This window comes from Methylomagnum sp. (assembly GCF_054333355.1).
Map to the genome: position 1 here is coordinate 1 of NZ_JBTEKS010000024.1, position 23891 is coordinate 23891.

Below are 23891 nucleotides of genomic sequence, written 5' to 3' on the forward strand. Positions count from 1 at the left end.
CCGCTTTCCCACTGGAGGCGGGTCAAAGCTGGGCGAGGATGGATTCGGCCTTGGAGCCTTCGAAGGTGCCGGGCGGCTCGACGGCGAGATGGGTCACGACGCCATCGTCGGCGATCAGGGCGAAGCGCAGCGAACGCACCCCCATGCCCTTGGCGGTGATGTCCTGCTCCAGGCCCAGCTTGCGGACGTACTCGGCGCTGCCGTCGGCCATCATGCGGACCTTGCCGGCGGCCTTCAAGTCGCGGCCCCAGGCGGCCATCACGAAGGCGTCGTTGACGGACAGGCACCACACCTCGTCCACGCCCTTCCCTTGCAGTTGGTCGTAGTGGTTGATGTAGCCGGGCGCGTGCTGGGCGGAGCAGAGCGGCGTGAAAGCCCCGGGCACCGCGAAAATCACAATCTTCTTGCCCTTCGCGGCGGCGGGAACGTCCACCGCCTGCGGCTTCATCGGGCAGCCGGTGGCGGAGTCGAATTCGGTGGATTCGCTTAGCGTGCCCTCGGGCAGGCGGTCTCCAACTTGGATGGTCATGGGGAACTCCTTGCGGTGGTGTTATGTGATGGAGGCTAGAGGATGGCGCAAGCCCGGATGGAAGTCAAAGCCCGCATTAGGATTAAAACCATTGATATTTCATGGATTTAGCCAGGTTTTTCAGGGTAACAGCCCGGCCCGGTGAGGCGAACGCCGGGCGAGTTGCGCGGGTCGTATTCGTAGGGTGGGTTAGGCGCACATCAGGGAAGGTTGAATATTCCCGTCGTTGTTACCGTGCGCCGTAACCCACCATGTCGACCGGGACGGTGCGTTACGGCGCACGGCGGCATAACAATGGACAGCCAGCTTTCTGTGACCTGCGCCTAACCCACCCCACTGCTTCCAGCCACAAAAAAGGAATTCGCCCATGCCATGGATGTGGATCGGTTTCGTCCTGCTCGTTCTCCTGCTGATAACCCTGGATTTGGCGGTATTCCACCGCAAGGCCCACGCCGTTGGGGTCAAGGAAGCCCTGCTCATGAGCGGCGTTTGGATCGGCCTTGCCCTCCTCTTCAACGGGTTCCTCTATTTCGCCTACGAACACCGCTGGCTGGGGCTGGCGCCGGGCGGGGACATCGCCGACGGCGGCGAGGCGGCGGCCTTGTTCTTCACCGGCTATGTCCTGGAAAAATCCCTGAGCGTGGACAACCTGTTTGTCATCGCCCTGATTTTTTCCTATTTCCGGGTGCCGCCCGAGCAGCAGCACCGGGTGTTGTACTGGGGCATCCTGGGAGCGCTGGCGATGCGGGCCGGGATGATCCTGGCCGGGGCGCTGTTGATCCGGCGCTTTCACTGGACACTGTACGTGTTCGGCGTCTTCCTGATTTTCACCGCCATTCGGATGCTGCGCGCCGGCCACGAATCCGACCTGCAAAACAACCGCTTGGTGCGGCTGGCGCGGCGTTGGCTGCCCGTCACCGACGAATATCACGGCCAGCACTTCACCGTGCGGGTGGCGGGACAGCGCAAGTTCACGCCGCTGGCCCTCGCCCTGCTGCTGGTGGAAGCCAGCGATTTGGTGTTCGCGGTGGATTCGATCCCGGCCATTTTCGCCATCACCGACGACCCGTTCATCGTCTTCACCAGCAACGTGTTCGCCATCCTGGGGCTGCGCTCGCTGTATTTCGCCCTGGCCGGGATGCTGGCGAAATTCCATTACTTGAAGCTGTCGCTGGCCGTGCTGATGGCCTTGGTGGGCGTGAAGATGCTGCTCAAGGACTCCCTGCATGAGGTTCCCCACCTCACCTATTTCACCCTGGGTGCCATTGCCGTGGTGCTGCTGGCGGGCGTTCTCGCCTCGCTGATTCGTGAGCGGCACCTGACTGTCGGGAAACACGCCAAGATCCGGCGACGGGTGAAGCCATGGCAGGAATGGCCGTTGCTGCTCAATCTCGCCACCGCCGCCGCGTTCCTGGCGTACGGGAAGGCTTGGCTGGCCGATTTGGGCAACCCGATTTGGTTCGCGTTCATGCTGGGCTGGCTGTTCAGCGTTATCGCGCTGTCCGCCTTTGCCGTGGTGCGGCACGCGGAGGGTCTGGCCGTCCGGCTGGGGGAACCGCTGGGGACGGTGGTGCTGACCCTGTCCGTCACAGGCATCGAGGTGATGATGTTGTCGGCCATCATGCTGGCGGGAAACGGCAACGCCACCCTGGCGCGGGACGCGATGTTCGCGGTGGTGATGATTATGCTGAATGGGATGGTGGGCCTGTCGCTGCTGCTGGGCGGGATGCGCTACCGCGAACAAACCTACAACCTGCAAGGGGCCAGCGCTTTTCTGGCGGTGATTGTGCCCTTGGCGGTGCTGGGCTTGGTGCTGCCCAATTTCACGGCCTCGACGCCCGGCCCCACCCTATCGCCGGTTCAATCGGGCTTTCTGATCGTGATGTCGATTGCCCTGTATGGCGTGTTTCTCGCCATTCAGAACCTGAGCCACCGGGAGTATTTCGTGGAGCCGGAGGAATCCAGCCAAGATAACGACGCCCCCGCGCACGGCTTGGAAACCCGGTCCACGCCGTATCACATCGCCTTGTTGCTGGCCTATTTGCTGCCGGTGGTGTTTTTGTCGAAGCAACTGGCGGTGCCCATCGACTACGGCATCCGGGCTTTTCACGCCCCGGCGGCTTTGGGTGGCTTATTGGTGGCAGCGTTGATTTTGTCGCCGGAGTCGCTGAGCGGGGCACGGGCGGCGCTGACCAATCAGTTGCAGCGGGCGGTGAATATTCTGCTGGGTTCGGCGTTGGCGACCATCGGTCTGACCATTCCGTCGATTCTGACCATTGGCTTTTTGACGGGGCAGACCATCGTGCTGGGCTTAAGCAACGTCAACACCATCCTATTGGTGTTGACGTTGGCGGTGAGCAGCCTGACTTTCGCGGGCACCCGGACCAACGTGCTGTTGGGGGCGGTGCATTTGCTGCTGTTTTTGGCTTATTTGATGCTGCTGTTTGAGCGGTGAGGGGGCGCTGTTGCCCGCGCTTTGGCTGGCTGATTCGAGAGGGCCGGAACTTCCAAGACCGGCGCTCCGAAGCGGATGTTTGGATTGGAAACTGGAAACGAGCGAGGCCACGTCATCGGTCAACTAAAATCGCTCCCAAACCACGATGCCCTTTTTCGGCGAAGTAAATATTCCCGGCGGCGTGGGAGGAAATGATTCCATAGCCCAACACCACGGCGTTCTCCTCCATCTCGGCCAAACGGGCGATCATTTTATCGAGTCCAAAAATCCGCTTTCCCGTTCTGGCTGAAATCTCTTGACGGGCTTTTAAAGTCTGCAACAGCCACCGCGCTTTCTCGTGAGCGGGGTCTCCATCCATCACATGAGCCTCGTTATCTCGCAATAACGCCGCCGCTTTCACGACGCACTCATCGTCCAATTTGGCTTCGATATTGGAAAGCAGCCATTCTTGGTCAATTTTCATGGTGGCAACACCTCGATTCCGGTGCGGATACCCCGCAACAAAACTTCCTGCTCGCCCCAAACGTCCGGCGACCATTCCCACGACCAGCCGGCGTCAAGAGGCGGAGCGCCATCGGCCAAGCCGCTACCCGCCCAACACCGCCTGATAGGCCCGCCGCAGCAATTCCATCTCCGCCGCCGCGCAATTCGGTCAGGGCGCAGAAACGGCCGCCCTGTCCGGCGAACTCCTCGCGGGGCGGGTCCATGGCTTTGAAGCGGGCCAGATAAACCGGCAGAAGCTGGCCGGGCGTGTCCACCTGGGCCGCGAATTCGGCGTCTATCTCGATGCTCTCGGGCGGGAACCCCAGGCACCGGCACAACGCTTGGGCCAGAGAGGCGGGATGAACGGCGGCACCGACCGGCGGCGGGGCTTCCTCGTCCAGAACCGTCGCCAAGCTTGGCAAGGGCTGGGGCATACACACCCCGCCGTGCCCGTGGCGCAGGAACAGCGTCCGGGCGCTGGTGGAGTGCTTGTGGTAGAGGATGACCCGGAGGTTTTCTAGGAGGGGTTCGGATTCCGCGCTCATGATGGTTGGCTCTGTTATTAGTGATGGTGGGAACCCAGTCAATGCAGTGTTCCAGTGGGTCCATGCCCGAATTTCCGGGGCAGCAAATCGACGAACCGCCCCTCGATTTCCTTGAACAGTTGAAATTCCGGCTCATCGAAGGTCCGCTTTTTCTTGGACGCGCCCTTCGGCTTGACGAACACCTCGGCCACCCACACGCCATGCAGGGTCTCCAGGGTCATGGCGATGATATCGACCGCGTAGGGACTGGCGCCGATGGAGCCGTAGCGGTCGAGGATTTCCCGCATCTCCGAGACCTTGTCCTTCCGCAGCGTCCAGGCTTCCATCATCATGAAAATGAAGTCCGCCCCATACTCCTCGGCCACCTTCTTGATGGCGCGGGCCGAGTAGTCCTTGGCCTCGCTGCTGGCGCTGTCCAGCAGGATCGGAATCGCGATGCCGGTTTCAAAATTGCCCACGAAGGCCACGGGGGCCAGCTTCTCGCCGTTTTCCAGGAAGCCACGGGCCGTGTGGATCAACGGGGCGATGATGTTCAGATAAGCGTCGGGGATTTTAGCCATTAACAAACCTGCCTTGTCTGTCACGGGGAATGGGGGACGGGGCACCCGCCCTGCCCGGTTATTTTCCCTTAGACCCGCGAGCCTGTCTGTTCTTTTTGCGGCAATGTATTGATAAGCCAGATTGAGCAACTCCGTCGGGAGGGGGATCGTTGTCCCCATCGCGCAAGCCACGGCCATTAAGTTAAGCGGTTTGTGGAGTCCAAAGCTTGCCTTGGAAAATTACTAGCTGGTTCCCAAGCGGGGCTTGGGAACCAGCACATCAGGGCAATCGCGCTATGCGCATGAAACCGGGCGCTTTCCTTCTCCAGCGGGAGAAAACGGAAGCACACCTAACATTTAGCCCAACTCCTGGTTTGAGTTTTGCGTTTAAACTATTAAAAGTTCGATTGGGCCACCGATAATAACCACCTTCGCGGTAATTATCCCAGTCCTTGGGTCCAACCACGCTTAGGTATTAGCCAAGCCAAGCGCCAAGTAAAAATGCTTATTAGAATCAAGGCCGCCAAAGTCCAATTTATGTTTCCTCGGCCATCGCACCCAATGGGCAGGATATGCGAATAAAAATAACTAGCGAAAGCGAGTTGGTGAGGCACCGACGAATTCTGGCTAACCTGGTGCGCGAACGCTGGGATCCCAGCGCCTTCAACTTCAGCGACAACGAACGCTGGAGGATGGTGTTCGACCTGGAGACCCATTTCGCCTTTCTGGGCGAAGCCGTGCGCTGCCGCCTGCCGGGGCTGTTCACCGAGTACGCGGCCTGGACCCATGTCCTGCTGCTCACCAGCGGCGGCGATTCCGAGCAATTCCGGGACTGCCTGAACGCCATGAGCGGCCAACTCAAGCTCAGCGCCACCGGCGACTGGGTGGCCGTCGCCCAGGGCCATCTGGCGGACGCCCTGGACCAGCTGAACCGCGGCCATCCCGCCTCGCAATCCTATCTGACCGAGGACAATCCCCACAAAGCCCTGGCGGAGGGCTTCTTGCACGATTGCCTGAATCTCAAGCGGAGCCACGCCGTCGCGAAAATCCATGGGGCGGTCGCCAAGGGCGTCTCGATCCCGGGCATTTATCTGGACGTCATCACCCCGGTCCTCTACGAACTGGGCCGGCTCTGGCATATCAATAAAATCACCGTGGGCCACGAACACTACTGCACCGCCGTGGCCCAGATGGTCATGTCGCAACTATTCCCAGCGATTTTCGACGGCAGCGCCAAGCAAGGCCGCTTGGTCGCCGCCTGCGTGGCGGGCGAACCGCACGAGATCGGTGTCCGCATGGTGTCCGACCTGTTTGAAATGAACGGCTGGGACACGGTGTTCCTGGGCGCCGATGTGCCCACCGAATCGGTCATCAACACGCTGATCGAACACGACGCCCATATCCTGGCCACCTCGGTGACGCTGGGTTCCCACCTCGGTGCCGTGTCCGACATCATCCAAGCCGTCCGCGCTTCCCCTGGCTGCGCGGGCGTCAAAATTTTGGTGGGGGGCGCGCCGTTCAATGTGGACAGCACGCTCTGGCAGCGGCTCGGGGCGGACGGCTGGGCGCCGGACGGTCAAACCGCGCTCGCCGTCGCCGACCAATGGGGGCGCTGACCTGCGCGGGGAAGCCCACAAATCCGCTGCCGACGAAGCCTTTGGCTTGTGGCGTCGTCATAACCCGCCTGTTGACGGCCTCGAATATCAGCAACGTCTACGCACCGAGTGGCCGGAATGAACGGCTTGTTCGACATCCGCGTCAGCCATGCTAAGCATCCGAATTCCCTACCGGATATAAGAGCTAAGAGCGGCATCAGCGCCCACCCAACAGCCCAACCAGTAAACACGCTTTCCCCCAACCCGCCGCCACCCCCACTTCCTCCGCTTGGTATCATTCCCGCCCTCTTTTTCAGCCACTTTTCCCCCACTCACATGACAGAAACCAACTTCCGCATCGAAGCAGACAGCATGGGCGAGCTGCGCGTGCCCGCCGCCGCCCTCTACGCCGCCCAGACCCAACGCGCCGTGGACAACTTCCCGGTCAGCGGCCTGACCCTGCCGCCCGCCTTCATCCGCGCCCTGGCGCTGGTCAAGAAATGCGCGGCGCGGGTCAACGTCGAGTTGGGCGTGCTGGACGGCGCCCTCGGCACGGCCATCGAAGACGCCGCCCAGGAAATCATCGACGGCCAGCACCTCGCCCAATTCCCCTTGGACGTGTTCCAGACCGGCTCCGGCACCAGCGCCAACATGAACGCCAACGAGGTCATCGCCACCCTCGCCTCCCGCGCCAGCGGCCAGAAGGTGAGCGCCAACGACCACGTCAACATGGGCCAGAGCAGCAACGACACCATCCCCAGCGCCATCCACGTCAGCGCGGCGATTGAGTGCCACGAGAAGCTGCTGCCCGCCCTCGAGCACCTCGGCGCCGCCATCGAAACCAAAGCCGCCACCCTCGACAGCGCCGTCAAGACGGGCCGCACCCATTTGATGGACGCCATGCCCATCACGCTGGCCCAGGAACTCGGCGGCTGGGCTTTGCAAATCCGTAACGCCCACGCCCGCGTGCAAATGAGCCTGACCCGCGTCTACAAGCTGGCTCAGGGCGGCACGGCGGTCGGCACCGGCATCAATGCCCATCCCGAATTCGCCGCCCGCCTCGCCGACGCCCTCATCCGCGAAACCGCCCTGCCCTTCACGCCCAACGATTCATTCTTCGAATCCCTGAGCAGCCAGGACGCGGCGGTGGAATTGTCCGGCCAATTGAAGACCGTGGCGGTCAGCTTGATGAAGATTGCCAACGACCTGCGCTGGATGAATTCCGGCCCGCTGGGGGGATTGGGCGAAATCGAACTGCCCGCGCTGCAACCGGGCAGCTCCATCATGCCCGGCAAGGTCAACCCGGTGATTCCCGAGGCCGTGTGCATGGTGGCCGCGCAGGTCATCGGCAACGACGCCACGATCACCATCGGCGGTCAGTCCGGCTCGTTCCAACTCAATGTCATGCTGCCGGTGATTGCTTACAATCTGCTGCAAAGCATTGAGTTACTCGCCAATGTTTCGCGCCTGTTGGCCGATAAAGCCATCATCGGTTTCGCGGTGCGCGAGGATAACTTGAAGAAAGCCCTGGCCCTGAACCCCATCCTGGTGACGGCGCTGAATCCGGTCATCGGCTATTTGAAGGCGGCGGACATCGCCAAGACCGCGTACAAGCAACAGCGGCCCATCCTCGACGTGGCGGCGGAGATGACGGATATTTCGCGGGAAGAACTGGCGCGCCTGCTCGACCCGGCCAAGCTGACGGCGGGCGGCATTTCGGCCTAATTAACGTAGGGTGGGTTAGGCGCACATTACGTCGGATTTGCGATTGTCGATAATGTTACCGTGCGCCGTAACCCACCATGCCCGTTAGGACGGTGGGTTACGGCGCACGGTAGCCCTCAGAGAAATATCAAGCCCTACATAAAGTGCGCCTAACCCACCCTACAAATTAAGAACTTCGGAGAACAACATCATGGTTCGGGCCAGCCAGCTTCTCGCCCTCCTGCTCACCCTGCTCTGCCTGAACCCGGCCCACGGGGCGAAACTGGTGGATGGCAGCTTCCTCGCCGCCACCGATTGCCCGGCCTATGCCTCGAAAGCCCAGCAAACCAACCCCGGCGGGGTGCGGCTGGTGCCGGGACAGATTTATCCGGTATTCGAAGTGAATCTGCCCGTCAACCCGGACTGGTATCGCCTCCGCATCGACGGTGCCGAACCCAAGGAGCGCTGGGTCAGCGCGACCTGCGGCGAGTATCCGCCCAAATCGCCGCCGTCCGCCTTCGCCGGGAAAGCCACGTCCACCACCGCCGAGGCACCCGCCGCCCCGCCACCACCCATGCCCAGCGGCCCGAGTTGCCCCACGCCCGCGCCCAGCAAACAGGCGTGCCGGACTTGCGGCAAGATCGACGCCTATGTGCTGGCCCTGAGTTGGCAGCCGGGCTTCTGCGAGACCCAGAAGCGCAACTTGGACGAAATCCCTGAGTGCCGCAACAGCGACCCCAACGCCTACGAGGCCCGCAACTTCACCCTGCACGGGCTGTGGCCGAACCAGCGCGGCTGCGGCAAGGGCATGGGCTTCTGCGGCGCGGTGGACCATGAAATGAAGCCCTTCACCGGCTACCCGGCCATCAATCTCAGCGACGCCACCCGGCAAGCGCTTGGCCCGATCATGCCCAGCGTGACGGCGGGTTCCGGGCTGGAACGGCACGAGTGGCACAAGCACGGCGCTTGCACCGGCTACCCGGAAGACGCTTATTTCACCATCGCCGCCGACTTGGCCCGGCAGTTCAACCAGTCCGGTATTGGGGCGTTCATGGCGGGCAAGCTGGGTCAGCAGATTCGGCGGGAGGAACTCTTCCAACAGGTGGATCAGTCGTTCGGCTCGGGCGCCCGCCGCAAGATGAACATCGAGTGCAGCGCCGACGGTCAGCTTTTGACCGGCGTTCACATCAACCTACCATCCGGGGTGAGGCCTGGGATGGATTTGAAGACGCTGATTCAGCAGGCACCGAAAGCCGGGGCGCGGGGCAATTGCGCGGGACGAATTGTGGTGGATGCGATTGGTTTGCAGTGAAGATAGGCCGACTCGGTTTATAAAATCGGGGCGGCCTTTCCACATCCGATTCGTCTCTAGTGCTTTGTCAGCCCTGTAATGTGGGGCCAAACCCCGTCATATTTGAAAACGATAGCCGATAGGATGGGTGGAGGCGCACTTGGCATGAGGCCGAAAACCCTGGCGATTCTGGCCGTGCGCCGTAACCCATCGGGCGATGTCGGCCTGCTGATGGGTTACCGTGCGCCGCGGCCTTTTCAAAATTCGGTGGTTCTTCATGGCGCACCATCCTATAGGCTACACGTCATTCGACGCATGACAGAGCTCTAGCCTTTTTCCCCGCCATCGACAAGCCTGACACTTGAAGCTATATTAATACTTGCTTATATTCACGCCGCGAGCGCACCAGCGCAGCGGCTTTTTTGGGAAGGCGAAGCATGATTTCACAGCGATTCTTGGCCCCGCCGCGCTGGCTTCTGGCGGCGGTCTGTCTGGCTTGGATGGCGACTGTCGGCGCGGCGGAACCCCCGGCCAAGCCAGCGCCAACAGCCCGCCATGCCCTCACCCTGCCGGAAGCCATCGACCTCGCCTTCGCCCAGAATCCCGACCTCGCCGCCGCCGCCGCCCGCATCGGCGAGGCCGAGGCCCGCGTCGCGGAAGTCGCCGCGGGGTTCTACCCAAAAGTCACGGCGCGGGTGGACTACACCTATTCGGACAATCCCGCCACGGCCTTCGCCAACATCGTCGCCCAGCGCCGCTTCAACTTCGGCATGGACATCAACCATCCGGGCTGGGTGGAGAACTTCCGGCCCGAGATCGTCGGCACCTGGAATCTGTACCGGGGCGGCCAAGATTATTACCTCAAGAAAGCCGCCGAATTGGGCGTCGAAGCCGCCGAACTGGAACGCGCCGGGCTGCGCAACCGGCTGGCGGCGGCGGTGACGGCGGCTTATTACGCCGTGCTGTCGGCCCCGCAACAGGCCGAGGTGGCGCACCGCTCGGTGGAGACCGTGGGCAAGGAACTGGACCATACCAAGGCGCGGGTGGCGGAGGGCATGGCGCTCAAGGCCGACGTGCTATCCCTGGAAGTCCGGGCGATGGCCGCCTACGAATCCGAATTGAAGGCCCGCAACTCCATCGAGATATCCCGCTCCGCCCTGAAAACCTTGCTGGGTTCCGCCGCCGGAGAACTCCCCGAACCGGTCAAAGTGGACCCTCCGCTACCCGCCAAACCGGACGGTTTCAACAAGCTGTTCGAGCTAGCCCTGACCCAACGCCCCGAAACCCAGGCGGCGGCCCATCAGGTGCAAATCCGCGAACAGGAGTTGGAAGCCGCCAAGGGCGCCCATCTGCCCCGCGTCAACGCCTACGCGGCTTACGGCCAGAACAGCCGCTCGCCGGATTTCTCCACGGGCCGGGACAACGGCACCATCGGGGTCAGCGCCGAAGTGGATTTGTTCGCGGGCGGGGCCGTCTCGGCCCGCGTGTCGGCGGCGGAACGGCGGCTAGTGGAAGCCCAGGCGGTGGAGCAGCGCACCAAGCTGGAAATCGAGGACGAATTGCGGCGGGCCTACTCGACCCTCGACGAAGCCTTGCAGCGGCTAAAGGTCGCCGAAGCCGGCGCCGCCTCGGCGGACGAGGCGCTGCGCCTGGTCCACGAGCAATACCGGGGCGGCACCGCCACCGTCACCCGCTACCTGGAAGCCGAAACCGACCGCGCCGACGCCGCGCTGCGGGCCATCCTCGCCCGCTACGAATCGCAGGCGGCGGAGGCGCAGTTGCGGAAGGCGGTGGGGCATTGGCGGTGAGACACTCCTATCATTCCCACGCTCTGCGTCACTGCCATTAAGTTAAGCGCGGCACCGTTGAAATCCAAGCCGTTCGTGCTGATGTATAGAAGCATGAACGGCTTGGATTTCAACGGGTTAAAGTTTGAACCGCTCACACTTCGATACCTCAGTGCGAACGGTTCAAACTCTAACTTAACGGCAGTGACGCAGAGCGTGGGAACGAGCAAGCAAGCAGGAATCCACGATGCACGATAAATTCCAAGTCATCGAAAAACTCGGCGACAGCCTGGTGGATATATTCCATTGCCTGGCCCTGTTCTGCATCGGCTCCACGATAGTTTGGTCGGCGGTCCATGACTATTGGCAAATGATGCAGGCCGGTCACGCCCCCCTGGAAGATATATTGTTGCTATTCATCTACCTCGAATTGGGCGCGATGGTCGGCATTTATTTCAAAACCCGCCGCCTGCCGGTGCAATTCCTTATCTATATCGCGATCACAGCCCTTTCGCGGCATCTCGTCATCGACGTGCAAAAGGTATCGGACAGCTTTCATTTGTACCTGCTGCTGAGTATCACTGGTGCCATCGCGATTCTAAGCGCCGCGATTTTTGTTTTGTCATTCACCGCCGTGAAGTACGGTTGCCCAGAAGATGGGCGATCCCATAGCCCGAAAACTTGAAGCATCATAGCCGAGCGGGGTTCCCTTATGGCTAATTTCTCTGATTACATGGTTCAACACATCCTTTATATCAAAGGCGTAGAAAAAAGCATCGAGCGAAAAACCCTATTCGCCCACAAACAACCCACCGAATGTATGTTCGGCAAAATGTTTTACAGCACGCTCAAACCGAATCTCGAAAACTATTCCGAGAAAAAGCGGGCTTTGATCGAACAGGTGGAAGAAATCCATTGCCGATTCCACGAATCCGCCGGTCATATCCACCCGGATAATTCCGATATCGAGCAGCACAAGCGGGATGCCTGGTTTTATTCCTCCAGGCTCATCAACCTGCTCGACAGGCTGGAGAAAACCCCGGATTGATACCGGCCGGCGCGTACAGGAAAAACAAATCGAAAGGCAAATCCATGACCCATCCCCCCCCCGCTTCCTCTCCAACCAAACTGATTTACGCCGCGCTGTCCTTCGTCGGCCTGATACTCCTACTGATGTGGATGCAAGGCGCCTTTGAACACAAAGTCCTGCCCGGCCTGAGCGAAGCCCACGCGGCAGAAACAGCGCCCGTCGGTCCCACCGCCAAAGTGATCCGGCGGGCGGCGGACGAGGTGTTCGCCTGGCCCGGCACGGTGAGCGCTAGAACCGTCGCCCAGGTCTCGGCCAAGCTGCCGGGCCGCATCCTCGACGTCACCGTGCGGGCTGGCGATGCGGTCAAGCGCGGCCAAGTGCTGGCCCGGCTGGACGAATCCGAAATCCAGGCCCGACTCGGCCAAGCCCGTTCCGTTCTCACCGCCGCCGAAGCAGAGGCCCATCGCACCCGCGCCGACGCCGGACGGCTCCAGAATCTCTTCCAGAAGGAAGCCGCCACCCGCCAGGAATTGGACGCCGCCGTCGCCGCCGCCCGCAGCAACGAAGCCCAGGTCGCCGAGGCCCGCGCCGCCATTCGCGAGGCCGAATCCCGGCTAGCGGAAACCGTCTTGAAAGCCCCATTCGACGGCGTGGTGGTCAAACGCGACCAGGAACCCGGCGATATGGCCCTGCCCGGCGCGGCGGTGCTGACCCTGCAACAGTCGCGGCAGTTACGGATCGAAAGCGCCATCCCTGCCAACTGCGCCGGGCTGGTGAAAATCGGCGACGCCCTCAAAGCCAAAATCGCCAATTCCGAGAGCGAATTCACCGCCGTGGTGGACGAAATCCAGCCCGCCGCCGATCCCAAGACCCGCACCGTACTGATCAAGGCCCGCTTGCCGGAAGACTCCGGCGTACAGCCCGGCGCGTTCGGTTGGCTACAGCAAAGCTGCGGCCAGAGCGATGCGCTGCTGGTGCCCGACGCCGCCGTCAGCCGCATCGGCCAATTGGAAAGCGTGCGGCTGGTGGTGGAGGGGCAAGCCAAGCTGCGCCATGTCCGCACCGGCAAGCGCCATGACGGGCTGGTGGAAATCCTCTCAGGACTCAAGGAAGGCGACACCGTGCAACTGGGAGCGCATCCATGAAAAAGGCGGCCACTGTCGAACGCGGCCTGACCGCGCAAATCGTCCATCTGTTCATCACGTCCAAGCTCTCATTATTGCTGCTGATCGCTTCGTTCCTGGCGGGTGCCGCCGCCTTGATGCTGACCCCCCGCGAGGAAGAACCCCAGATCGTCGTGCCGGTCGCCGACGTGATGATTAGCGTGCCGGGCGCGTCCGCCGAGGAAGTGGAAAAGCTGGTCTCGACTTCGCTGGAATCGCTGCTGCGGGAAGTGGACGGCGTTGAATACGTCTATTCCGCCTCCCGCGAGAACGAAGCCCTGGTCACGGTGCGTTTCTACGTGGGCGAGGACTGCGAGGACAGTCTGGTCAAGGTGTGGAACAAGCTCATGTCCAACCAGGACCGCATCCCGCCCGTGGTCGCCAATTGGACGGTGAAGCCGGTGGAAATCGACGACGTGCCCATCGTCACGCTCACCCTGTCGTCGCCGGAACCCGCCTACGACGGCGCGGCCCTGCGAAGGCTGGCCGACGAGATGAAGGACAAGCTGGCGCGGGTGGACGACACCGGCAAAATCACCGTGGTTGGCGGCGAACCCCGGCGAGTATTGGTTCACCCGGACGCGGCCAAACTGGCGGCGCACGATGTGGCCTTGTTAGACCTGCTACGGGCGCTGAAAGCCGCTAATGTGAATGTGGCGGCAGGGACGTTCGAGCAGGCCAACCGCTCGGTGCAGCTGGAAGCGGGTCCATTGTTCGGCAGCGCCGAGGAAGTGGCCGCGACGCCCATCGCCGGGCAGAACGGCAAGCTGGTGTATCTGCGCGATGTGGCGCGGGTCGAGGACGGGTCGGGTGAGGCGGAGAATTACACGCGGATTGGCTTCGGCCCAGCGGTGGCGGAGAGTCGAGAGGTAACCCCCCCTAGCCCCCCCTTATCAGGGGGGGGACTAACTCCCTCCCCTGATAAGGGGAGGGCCGGGGAGGGGTTTTCCGCCAACCCCGGCGAGGAGCGCCAGGCCGTCACCCTAGCCATCGCCAAGCGCAAAGGCGCCAACGCCGTCGCCGTGGCCGAGCAAGTCATCGACACCACCCAGAGCCTCTACGGCTCGCTCATCCCCGAAGACGTAAGCGTCACCATCACCCGCAACCAGGGCGAAACCTCCAATCACAAGGTCAACGAGTTGGTGAAGCACCTCACCATCGCCATCGTGACCATCGTCGTGCTGCTGGCTTTCGCGCTTGGCCCGAAGGAAGCTTTCATCGTCGCCCTGGCCGTGCCCATGACCTTGGGGTTAACCCTGCTATGCGACCTGATCTTCGGCTACACCATCAACCGCGTGACCCTGTTCGCCCTGATCCTGTCGCTGGGCCTGTTGGTGGACGACCCCATCGTGGACGTGGAGAACATCTTCCGCCACTTCAAACTGAAGAGCGGACCCGACGCCCTGGAAGCCACTTTAATGGCTGTGGACGAAGTGCGTCCGCCCACCATCTTCGCCACCTTCACCGTGATCGTGTCGTTCCTGCCGATGTTCTTCATCACCGGCATGATGGGTCCGTACATGGGACCGATGGCTTTCAACGTGCCGGTCGCCATGCTGGTCTCGCTGCTGGTGGCCTTCACCGTCACGCCCTGGGCCAGCTATTACCTGTTGAAGAGTGAATACGGCACATCCGAACATGCTTTCGATTTGAAAAACAGCGGCCTATACCGCTTCTACGACCGCACTTTGGGCGCCATGCTGAACGCGCCGGGCAAGGCCAAGCTGTTCCTATGGGTGGTGTTCATCGCTTTCGTGGGTTCAGCGATGCTGGCGGTGGTCCGCATCGTGCCCTTGAAGCTCTTGCCCTTCGACAACAAGAACGAGCTGCAACTGGTCATCGACCTGCCACGGGGCGCGACGCTGGAAGACACCGACGCCACCGCCCGCGACTTGGGCGCTTATCTGGCCCGCGTCAACGAAGTGACCGACTTCGAGACCTACGTGGGCGAAGCCTCGCCCATGGATTTCAACGGCATGGTGCGGCATTACTACCTGCGGAAGGAGCCGCATCAGGCGGAAATCCGCGTCAACCTGCTGTCCCAGCACGCCCGTAAGCAGCAATCCCACGAGATTGCGCTGCGCATTCGCCCGGACATTGAGCTAATCGCCAAGCGGCACGGGGCGCGGGTGAAAATCGTCGAGACCCCGCCGGGACCGCCGGTGTTGTCCACCTTCGTGGCGGAGGTCTATGGGCCGCTGGATGCGGATTATGCGGAACTGGCGAAAGTCACCGAGCGGGTGCGGGACGATGTGGCCGGGCTATCCGGCATCGTCGATGTGGACGACTACGTGGACGAACCGCAAACCGTCGTCCATTACCGGCTGGACCGGGAACAAGCCGCGCTGCATGGCGTGACCGTCGCCGAAGTGGCGGAAACGTTGCGGGCGGCGCTGCAAGGCGTCGCCATCGGCGCGGTGCATGTGCCCAGCGAGCGGGCGCCGTTGGAAATCACGTTGCGGCTGCCCCGTGCCGAGCGTTCCCGCATCGCCGACTTGCAAACGCTGCGGGTCAAGGGGCTGGATGGCTCGTTGATCCCACTGGGCGAAATCGGCAATGCGGTGGAAGAACCCGCCGACCTGACCATCTACCACAAGAACCTCAAGCGCCTGAACTACGTCACCGCCGAGCTGGCCGGCAACGAGCCGGTGGAAGCGGTGTTGGACTGGGGCGATGTGTTGGAAAAGAAGCCGCTGCCGGAGGGCTACACGGTGGATTTGGCGGGCGAAGGCGAATGGAAGATCACGGTGGATGTGTTCCGGGATTTGGGGCTGGCATTCGGCGGGGCGCTGCTGATGATTTACGTGTTGTTGGTGGCGCAGACCAATTCGCTGGGCTTGCCGCTCATCATCATGGTGGCGATTCCCTTGACGGTCATCGGCATCATGCCCGGCTTCACCCTGCTGAATCTGCTATTCGCGGAGCCTGTAGCGGGCTTCGGTAATCCCATCCTGTTCACCGCCACCGCCATGATTGGCATGATCGCCCTGGCCGGGATCGTGGTGCGGAATTCGATCATCCTGATTGATTTCATCGGCAAGCTGCGGGCGGGCGGGGCGACCTTGGCCGATGCGCTGATTGAAGCCGGGGCCACCCGCATGAGGCCGATTTTCCTGACCGCCGGGGCGGCCATGTTCGGCTCCTTCGTCATCACCCTCGACCCCATCTTTTCGGGGCTGGCGTGGAGCTTCATCTTCGGCATCTTCGCCTCCACCGCCTTCTCCCTCTACGTGGTGCCGGTGGTGTATTTCCTGTTGAACCGGGAATAGGCCTGCGGCTTAGACCGACTCGGTTTTTGAAACCGAGCCGGTCCAATGCCTAATCCCCGACCATGGCTTCCGGTGTCGCCGCCGTGAAGATGCGCTCGCCCCAGCGCAGCAGGGTTTCGGCATCCGCCGCGAGTACCCGCCGCCGAACGTCCTCATCCAAGGCACCAAAGCGGAATTCCATCTGCCGCAGGAGTAGCGCAGCTTCGCCTTCTTGTCGACCTTCTTGTCGACCTTCCAGCCGACCCTCTTCTAATCCTTGCTGTTTCCAATCCCGCGTCCACTCGACCACTCGTTCTGCCAACATGCTCTGCACCTCCTGCAAGTCGTGAAAGTTTGTGATTTCAACGCCGGGCAGCCTTCCCGGCAAGAATACCCGCTTCAACCAAACCGTGAAGGCCCGTCGCAACGAGTCTTGCTCGGGTGCCTTGAGCCAGTCTATCAGGGCCGTTAGCACCCGTTCCACGTCCTCGGGGGCGCGGCTGCTTTCCAGCCGGAACAGGGCGGCCGCCACATTTCGCAAGGGTTCCAGTTCGCTGGTGGAGTAGCGCCCCTCGTCCAGCAGCAGATAGCGCAGCCGGGGGCGGTACTGGGCCAGTTGGCCGGGTGCTTCGGCGATGAGTTCGGAGATGTCCAGCGGGGCGGTCCAGCGCGGCTTGCCGTTGTACAGGACCACGGGCAGCACTGGCGGCAGGCGGCCATCGGGGGCGAATTGCTCGGCGCGGATCAAGTCCTGGTAAAGCAGCCCCAGATAGGCCAGGAGGCGAACGGCCATGAAGCGGTTGATGGTGGACTGGAACTCCAGCAGCAGGTACACGTAGAGCCAGCCCTGCCCCCAGCGCACCCGCCAGACGATGTCGTCCTCCCGCTCGCGGAGGTCGTCGGCGACGTAGCCGTCATTGACTTTTTCGAGGGTGGAGAAGTCCAGTTCGCTCACCCAGTTTTCGCGGACGAAGCCGCGCAGCAGGTCTTCCACCATTTCGCGGTGGGAGTGGGAGAAGAGGAGTTTGTAGCTGTGGTCGTGGTCCATGAGACTCCTAATCGGCCGTGGGAATCAACCTCGGGCTGGCGTCTCAACCTTGCCCATTGGCAATCCGCCAACACGCCTCCGCGTTTTTGTCGACCAGATCCACCACCGTTGGCTCCAAATGGCCGGACTCGGCCAGCTCCTTGAGATAACTCAAGGCCGTGGCCGGGTCCAGGGGTGGCCGATAAGGTCGGCGTTGCGCCAAGGCTTGATAAATATCCGCCACGGCGATGATGCGGGCGGGATAGGGAATCTCGCCGTCGTGGCTGTGGAAGGGATAGCCCCCGCCGTTGAGCTTCTCGTGGTGATAGGCGGCCCACAGGGCGATCTCCTCCAAACCGGCGATGCGGTGCAGAATCTGATAGGTCTCGAAGCTATGCCGCATGATGGCGGCCCGCTCCGAGGAATCCAGCCGCCCCGGCTTGTTCAGGATTTCATCGGGCACCCGCAATTTGCCAATGTCGTGCAGCAGCCCGGCGATTTCGACCTTGTCGCGGGTCTCCTCGTCCAAGCCCGATTGCTCGGCCAAATAGCGGGAAATCCGCGAGACATTCAGGGAATGCTCGACGGTGAAGGGACTCTTGGCGTCAACGATTTTTGAAAACACCACGGCCAGCTTGTACAGGCTGGCGGTGTCCATTTCCACCATGGCGAGATCGGTGCCCATGGCGTGCAGGTGCGGCCACATGGCGCTGGGTTCGAGGCTTAGCCAGAACGACTCGCTCTCGGACGCCTCCAAAAAGGCCAGGACCAGTTCGGGCTGAAACGCCGACCCGGCTTGGCCCTCGATCTCAAACCGGGTTCCGCCAGTCAGATAAAGGAATTCGGGATGCTCGTAATAGGGAACGGTCAAGGCATCCGCCCGGTCGGCGAGGAAAATCAAGTTGGCGTCGCGGCGCAGGTTCTCGTCCAAATCGGCGGGCAACTGATCCCAAGGCGTGTGGTGGTGGCGGACGATGGGGGCGAGATCGGCCAGGGGCGGGAAGCTTTCGAGCAAAGCCTGCCCCAGCAAGCAATGCTCGTGGGTGCCCGCCCAAGCCATGTCGGTCAACAGCTTTTGATGCACCACGGTGGACGACACGCCGCAGTCGTGCAGCAGCCCGGCCCGCAACAGACGCGCCTGAGCGGCTCGGTCCAGGCCCAGATACTCCGCGCACTTCGCCGCCATCACGCCCACCCGCTTGCCATGCATGAAGCTGTCAACGCCCACCAAATCCAGCGCGTCAGAGAGCGCCAAAACCATATCAAATAATCGAACATGCATAGCCTTAGATTTCCTCAAAAACGACAAGCGTCCCAATCAACCGATTACTCATCGGAATACGGTCGAGTACCGGCACATATTATTTTATCTCGCTCACAATTATTACGCCCAATGGTATCCCTTTGTAACGCAGAGAAGTAGGGAAACAATCCGTCCAGCCACGGGTCGAACAAGATGAGTATAGAGCGCCATGAATGGCGATTCCAGGAGCCTGTACTCATAGTTCAAAAGGAGTTTGAATATGTCCATTCCCTTTTATTCAGCCATAGCCCGGCACGCTTTATGGTCGATTCCCATTATTTCGGCGGTTATAGCCGGTTGTTCCAGCAATCCCCCCATCGCCGCCATTTCCAGCGCCGACATGGCCGTCAATCAGGCCATGAGCGCCAAGGCTTCGGAATACGCCCCCGCCGACTTGCAACGCGCCCTGGACAAATCCGCCCGCGCCAAGCAGGCCATGGGCGATGAGAATTACCGGCGGGCGCGGCGCTTGGCGGAAGAGGCCCAAGTGGACGCCCAGGCCGCCGAGGCCCGAGCCAAAAGCGAAGAAGCCAAGCGCACGACGGATGAGGCGCAACGGACCATGGACAGCTTGCGTCGGCAAACCCAGGAGCGAGGTTCGACGGAATCGGAGACACCCAGCGGAGGAACCGGCCATGGCTATCCATAATCCTTATGTCACGGCATCGCGGGCACTGATTCTGGGACTGCTGGTGGCGTTATGCGCGGCCTGCGCCACGCCCAATAACCCGGCCTTGGCGCGGGCGCGGGCCGAGTACACCCAAGCCCGGCAAAATGCCGATGTCGCCAAATTCGCGCCAGTGGCCCTGGCCGAGGCCGGTCAAAGCCTGCGACTCGCCGAGGCGGCGTCCGGCCAAGACGAAATCACCCATCTCGCCTACCTCGCCGAGCGCAAGGCGGAAATCGCCCAAGCCGAGGCCCAGACCCAGGTCGCGGCCAACCAGGCCAAGGCGCTGCTGGGCAAGCGGGACGAGCTGCTGTTGGAAGCACGCAATCGGGAGGTGCGGGAATTACGGGAGCGCTTGCAGGCGCAGAACACGGCGCGGGGACCGATGATCACCCTGGGGGATGTGCTGTTCGAAACGGGCCGGGCGGGACTCAAGCCGGGGGCGCAGCAGCGGCTTTATGAACTCGCCCGGTTCTTGCTGGACCATCCCGAACGACGGGTGATCGTCGAGGGCCACACGGACAGCCAAGGGTCGGAGTCCTACAATTTCGACCTATCCCAACGCCGGGCCGAGTCCGTGCGGGCCTTCCTGATTGGGGCGGGCGTCAATCCCGAGCGCATCGGGGCAGAGGGTCTCGGCGAGTCTTACCCCGTGGCCTCCAACAACACGTCCGCCGGACGCTTGCAGAATCGCCGGGTGGAGATTTATCTGCCCATGCCGGGACAGGAAGGCGCTGGCCGGGAGGGCTAAAGCACCGACAAAAGCCGACTCGGTTTTCAAAACCGAGTCGGCTTATCAAGGATTCCGTTATATCCCTGTCATTTCATAGGATGTGTGTATCCGCGCACACCCATCACAAAAGTCAGGGCAAAGGCAGCCGAATGGTGAACTGGCTGCCCTTGCCCGGCCCGGCGCTGTAGGCGCTGACCTCGCCCCCCTGCATCCGCATCAACCGCCGCGCCAAGGCCAACCCAATGCCCAGCCCGCTGTGGCCGGGGTGCTGGGGCCGCTCCAGCTGCACAAAGGAGTCGAAGATCGCCTCCAGCTTGTTCGGGTCGATGCCGACGCCCTCGTCCCGGACGCTGATGACCGCTTGCCGACCGCTGTCGTCGCAACCCACCGTCAAATGGATGTTGCCGCCCGCCGGGGTGAACTTGGCCGCGTTGACGAGCAGATTGCCGATCACCTGGGCCAGCCGGGCCGGGTCGGCCTGGACATGCAAAGGCTCCTCGGGCAAATCGAGGAATAGCTCCTGCCGTTGCTTGTCCATCATCGGACGGCAGACTTCCACCGCCTGCGACACCACCGCGTCCAGGTTCAGGATTTCCGGCTTAAGCTCGATCATGCCCCGCGCAATCCGGGAAATGTCCGACAAGTCGCCAATCAACCGGCTCAGGTGCTTGACCTGCCGCTCGATGCTGGCGGTGGCGGATTCCATCAAGTCGGGCCGCTCCAAGCCACGGCGGCGCAGCAATTGGGCGGAAGTCAGGATGGGCGCGAGCGGATTGCGCAGTTCGTGGGCCAGCACCGCGAGGAATTCATCCTTGCGGCGGTCGGCCTCTTGCAGCGCCTCGCCGACCCGCTTGCGCTCGGTCACGTCCGCCAGGATGCCCACCAGCCGATACTCGCCAGCGGCGTCCGTTAGACGCTGGGCGCGGGCCTCCACCCAACGGGGCTGCCCGTCGCCGCCCATGGCGCGGAATTCCGCGTGATGGGATTCGACCGGGGCGGCTTCCGAAGCCGGGTATAAGGTCTCGATCCACCGCGCCATTTCGCCTTCGAGATTCATGCTGGAGCGCAGGTCCTTCGGGTCCAGCCAAGTGATGTTCCCACTGGCCTCGCCCTTCTCCCAGACCGCCATCTGGCCCGCTTCCAAAGCCAGCAGCAAGCGGGCCTCGGTGGCCCGGAGCGCCTGTTCGGCGGATTTGATTTGATGCACATCCATCGCCACCACCAGCCAACTAGACAGCATTCCCAACCGGCCCCGCAATGGCAGGGCACCCATGATGTGCCAGCGATATTCGCCGGTCCGCTTGGAACACAGCCGCAATTCCGTTTCCAGATGAGCGCCGTCCCGCAAGGCGTTGAGGTATTGCTCCCCGACCCGGTCCCGGTCGTCCGGGTGGACCATCGACAGCCAGCCCCGTCCCTTGGCGGTCTCCAGGCTCAGCCCCGTGAATTCGTGCCAATGGCGGTTGGCGTACACCAAGGAACCGGCGGGGTCGGTCATCCAGATGCAATGGGGCGACCATTCCGTCAATTGCCGGTATTTCTCCTCGCTCTCCCGGAGCGCCGCCTCGAAGCGTTTCTGCTCGGTGATGTCGCGGATGGCGATGGTCACGCCGGTTTCCCCCGCCCGCTCGGATTCCAAGGGCACAAAACTGGCCAGCCAAACCCGTTCCCCGTCGGGGTCGGTGGCTAATCCGCCCCGGATTTCCCGCTCCGCGATGGATTCGCCCGTCAGGCACACCTTGCCAGCGAACACCGCCAGCGCCTCGCCGAGCCGGGGCACGGACTCCCGGATGGACCGCCCGACATGCGCCTCGGGGGCTAGCCCACTGATTTCCGACCACTGCCGGTTGACGCGGGTGAAGCGCAACTCGCGGTCCACCAAGGCCAGACCCACCGGCGCCGTGGCGTAGATGCCCTCGATTTCGGCCAATTGCGCCTTCACGGTGCGCTGGCTGCGGACCAGCGCCTCTTCCAGCTTGCGGCGGCGGGCGATTTCATGTTCCAAGCTTTGCTGCTTCTCCAGGACATCGCGGTTTCTTTGGTCGGCCTGACGCAGCCAATGGCCGACCAGAGACATCAGCAAGCTTGCCGCCACATAGGCCACCAGCGGCGAACGCGGGCCGAGTTGGGCGAGCGCCGCCAAGCCGAACGAGAAGTCCCGGAATAGGAGACCGTCCACCACCAATCCCAACACCATGGCGAACAGCCCGGCGGGAAAGCCGCCCAGGCAAGCGCCCAGCAGCACGGGCACCAGCAAGGCGGGCACGTCCGGCGTCGGATGTCCGGCTTCCCGCAGCCAGAACAGCGCGACGGCGACCAGGGCGGTGGCGAGCAGCACAGCGGCGTAGGGGCGCAACGCCTGGGGAGCTTGGTGGATGTGGTTCAAATGGGTGGTGCTGGTGAATCCAATCATTAAGTCCTCCGTCCTTTTTCCTGTTCGTAAGCGGCGCGAATTTGAATCGTCCGCAGGGTTCCTTGTGAAATATCTGAGAGGCTGACGCCTTGGAGTGTGAGTTGAGCCTGCGCTCCAGAGGGTTCACGGCACGGCTGGTTCTGGAGTCCAATTCTCACGCGCCATCTATGCTTGGCGTGGGTGGAACGGGCTTCGGCTCCGCCCGGCCTACGGCGATGGCCGTTCCCTGAGCGGCGCCGAAGGAAACGAATCACACCGGGCGTTTCCCGCCGCGTGAAAAATGGAACTTGGGAGCTTTATGGACGGGCCGGATTCAGACCAGAAGAACCCTGCTCGCGCCCCAAGAAGAGCGCGGTTAGAGTACGACTTAACGTAACGAAGGGGTGTACGTAATTTTGCTTAGCGGATGCCGATGCGTATGGCGAGCGCCACCAGATCGGCCAGGGATTGGACGCCGAGCTTTTCCATGATGCGTGCCCGGTGAATTTCGGCGGTGCGGTGGCTGATGCCCAGCGCCCGCCCGACCTGCTTGGCGGAATAGCCGCGAGCCAAGAGAACGATGATTTCCTTCTCGCGGGGGGTGAGGTGGGAATACAGCGCCTCCACTTCCTGCTGGCGGGCCTTCTCGACGCTGCGCTGGGCACCGATTTCCAGCGCCTTGCGGACCGCATCCACCAGCACATCGTTATCGACGGGCTTTTCTAGGAAGTCCACCGCGCCCGCCTTCAAGCCCGTCGTGGCCTTGGGCACGTCGCCGAAGCCGGTCAGGAAGATGATGGGGAGGTCGATGCCGCGCTCCGCGAGCATGGCCTGAAGGTCGAGACCGGATATTTGAGGAAGATTGATGTCAAGGATGACGCAGCCCTGCTGGCTGGGTTTGAGCGCATCTAGGAACTCGGTGGCGCCAGGAAACGCCGTCACAGCGAAGCCCTCGGACTCCAAGAGGGTCGATAAGGATTCGCACACGGCGCTATCGTCATCAACAATAAAAACCCTTAATCCATTAACAGCCATATACTTAATTTCCGTTTTATTATCATGCTATTGGTGTTTGCGGGCCAATACACCGGAAAGCGCTTCCGGACTCCAGAAAACCTAGGCTTTTATTCTCCATCAAGGCCATCGGTTTGTATATATTGATTCCTGTTGATTTTTCGAGAAATCCCAGAAAATCTGGCATTCGCCAGCTTTCCAGAGACTTGGCCGATGGATTTTCGTCGGCTTATTAAACCCATTAAAAACCTGTTTCCAATACCTCTTTAAGCTTAGCCAATACCATCCATGGGACGGAGTGGTGGCGGCTTCGCGACTGATCGGAGGTGGGTGGCAGGAAAAGAATACCATGGAAGCCCCATGCGCAAGGCGGCGTGGGGGGGGGG

The 23891-nt window shown here is 62.0% G+C and carries 19 protein-coding genes; 11 read left to right on the forward strand and 8 right to left on the reverse strand.

Features of this window, described 5'->3' with window-relative positions; translation table 11 throughout:
- Window positions 1–22 precede the first annotated feature (22 nt).
- Complete coding sequence (locus tag ACXWUF_RS03640) at window positions 23–529, reverse strand: redoxin family protein (RefSeq protein ID WP_458493298.1); 507 nt, start codon at window positions 527–529, stop codon at window positions 23–25.
- A 367-nt stretch (window positions 530–896) separates the two neighbouring features.
- Here ACXWUF_RS03640 and ACXWUF_RS03645 point away from each other — a divergent pair, with 367 nt between their 5' ends.
- Window positions 897–2984, forward strand: coding sequence for a TerC/Alx family metal homeostasis membrane protein (locus ACXWUF_RS03645; protein WP_458493299.1), 2088 nt, complete (start codon window positions 897–899; stop codon window positions 2982–2984).
- 112 nt (window positions 2985–3096) lie between these two features.
- Here ACXWUF_RS03645 and ACXWUF_RS03650 read toward each other — a convergent pair whose 3' ends face one another.
- Genes ACXWUF_RS03650 through ACXWUF_RS03660 form a run of 3 tightly spaced genes read right to left on the reverse strand, consistent with a single transcriptional unit; the run spans window position 3097 to window position 4572 of the window.
- Window positions 3097–3447, reverse strand: coding sequence for a hypothetical protein (locus tag ACXWUF_RS03650; RefSeq protein WP_458493300.1), 351 nt, complete (start codon window positions 3445–3447; stop codon window positions 3097–3099).
- Window positions 3437–4012, reverse strand: a complete 576-nt coding sequence (locus ACXWUF_RS03655; protein WP_458493301.1) for a hypothetical protein — start codon at window positions 4010–4012, stop codon at window positions 3437–3439. Before ACXWUF_RS03655 ends, ACXWUF_RS03650 begins: the two co-directional genes overlap by 11 nt.
- A 38-nt stretch (window positions 4013–4050) precedes the next feature.
- Entirely contained in the window at window positions 4051–4572 is a 522-nt protein-coding gene (locus tag ACXWUF_RS03660; protein ID WP_458493302.1) for a hypothetical protein, read from the reverse strand.
- A gap of 614 nt (window positions 4573–5186) precedes the next feature.
- Here ACXWUF_RS03660 and ACXWUF_RS03665 point away from each other — a divergent pair.
- From ACXWUF_RS03665 to ACXWUF_RS03700, 8 genes are all read left to right on the forward strand, one after another.
- Window positions 5187–6167, forward strand: a complete 981-nt coding sequence (locus tag ACXWUF_RS03665) for a cobalamin B12-binding domain-containing protein (RefSeq protein WP_458493303.1) — start codon at window positions 5187–5189, stop codon at window positions 6165–6167.
- Between the two features lie 315 nt (window positions 6168–6482).
- Window positions 6483–7871, forward strand: a complete 1389-nt coding sequence (locus ACXWUF_RS03670; RefSeq protein WP_458493304.1) for a class II fumarate hydratase — start codon at window positions 6483–6485, stop codon at window positions 7869–7871.
- A 190-nt stretch (window positions 7872–8061) separates the two neighbouring features.
- On the forward strand, window positions 8062–9162 hold the full coding sequence (locus tag ACXWUF_RS03675; RefSeq protein WP_458493305.1) for a ribonuclease T2 family protein: 1101 nt from the start codon (window positions 8062–8064) through the stop codon (window positions 9160–9162).
- A 416-nt stretch (window positions 9163–9578) separates the two neighbouring features.
- Window positions 9579–10949: a TolC family protein gene (locus ACXWUF_RS03680; protein ID WP_458493306.1), complete on the forward strand. Its 1371-nt coding sequence runs from the start codon at window positions 9579–9581 to the stop codon at window positions 10947–10949.
- Between the two features lie 226 nt (window positions 10950–11175).
- A complete protein-coding gene (locus ACXWUF_RS03685) occupies window positions 11176–11613 on the forward strand; it encodes a phosphate-starvation-inducible protein PsiE (RefSeq protein WP_458493307.1) in 438 nt (145 codons plus the stop codon).
- Window positions 11614–11640: 27 nt separating this feature from the next.
- A complete protein-coding gene (locus tag ACXWUF_RS03690; RefSeq protein ID WP_458493308.1) occupies window positions 11641–11976 on the forward strand; it encodes a CZB domain-containing protein in 336 nt (111 codons plus the stop codon).
- Between the two features lie 44 nt (window positions 11977–12020).
- Window positions 12021–13103 (forward strand): efflux RND transporter periplasmic adaptor subunit, encoded by a 1083-nt coding sequence (locus tag ACXWUF_RS03695; protein WP_458493309.1) that lies wholly within the window; start codon window positions 12021–12023, stop codon window positions 13101–13103.
- On the forward strand, window positions 13100–16390 hold the full coding sequence (locus tag ACXWUF_RS03700; protein ID WP_458493310.1) for an efflux RND transporter permease subunit: 3291 nt from the start codon (window positions 13100–13102) through the stop codon (window positions 16388–16390). Before ACXWUF_RS03695 ends, ACXWUF_RS03700 begins: the two co-directional genes overlap by 4 nt.
- A gap of 49 nt (window positions 16391–16439) precedes the next feature.
- Here ACXWUF_RS03700 and ACXWUF_RS03705 read toward each other — a convergent pair whose 3' ends face one another.
- Together ACXWUF_RS03705 and ACXWUF_RS03710 are read right to left on the reverse strand one after the other, a co-directional pair.
- Window positions 16440–17417: an Rpn family recombination-promoting nuclease/putative transposase gene (locus ACXWUF_RS03705; protein WP_458493311.1), complete on the reverse strand. Its 978-nt coding sequence runs from the start codon at window positions 17415–17417 to the stop codon at window positions 16440–16442.
- 43 nt (window positions 17418–17460) lie between these two features.
- Entirely contained in the window at window positions 17461–18678 is a 1218-nt protein-coding gene (locus ACXWUF_RS03710; RefSeq protein ID WP_458493312.1) for an HD-GYP domain-containing protein, read from the reverse strand.
- Window positions 18679–18919: 241 nt separating this feature from the next.
- On the opposite strand from ACXWUF_RS03710, the gene ACXWUF_RS03715 reads away from it, so the two are divergent.
- Window positions 18920–19348: a DUF4398 domain-containing protein gene (locus ACXWUF_RS03715; RefSeq protein WP_458493313.1), complete on the forward strand. Its 429-nt coding sequence runs from the start codon at window positions 18920–18922 to the stop codon at window positions 19346–19348.
- The gene (locus ACXWUF_RS03720) at window positions 19335–20117 is read left to right on the forward strand and encodes an OmpA family protein (protein WP_458493314.1); all 783 of its coding nucleotides are present in this window, start codon (window positions 19335–19337) and stop codon (window positions 20115–20117) included. Before ACXWUF_RS03715 ends, ACXWUF_RS03720 begins: the two co-directional genes overlap by 14 nt.
- Window positions 20118–20229: 112 nt before the next feature.
- Here the strand turns inward: ACXWUF_RS03720 and ACXWUF_RS03725 are convergent, their stop codons facing one another.
- Window positions 20230–22512, reverse strand: a complete 2283-nt coding sequence (locus ACXWUF_RS03725) for a PAS domain S-box protein (protein WP_458493315.1) — start codon at window positions 22510–22512, stop codon at window positions 20230–20232.
- Window positions 22513–22911: 399 nt separating this feature from the next.
- On the reverse strand, window positions 22912–23526 hold the full coding sequence (locus tag ACXWUF_RS03730) for a response regulator transcription factor (RefSeq protein ID WP_458493316.1): 615 nt from the start codon (window positions 23524–23526) through the stop codon (window positions 22912–22914).
- Between the last annotated feature and the right edge of the window lie 365 nt (window positions 23527–23891).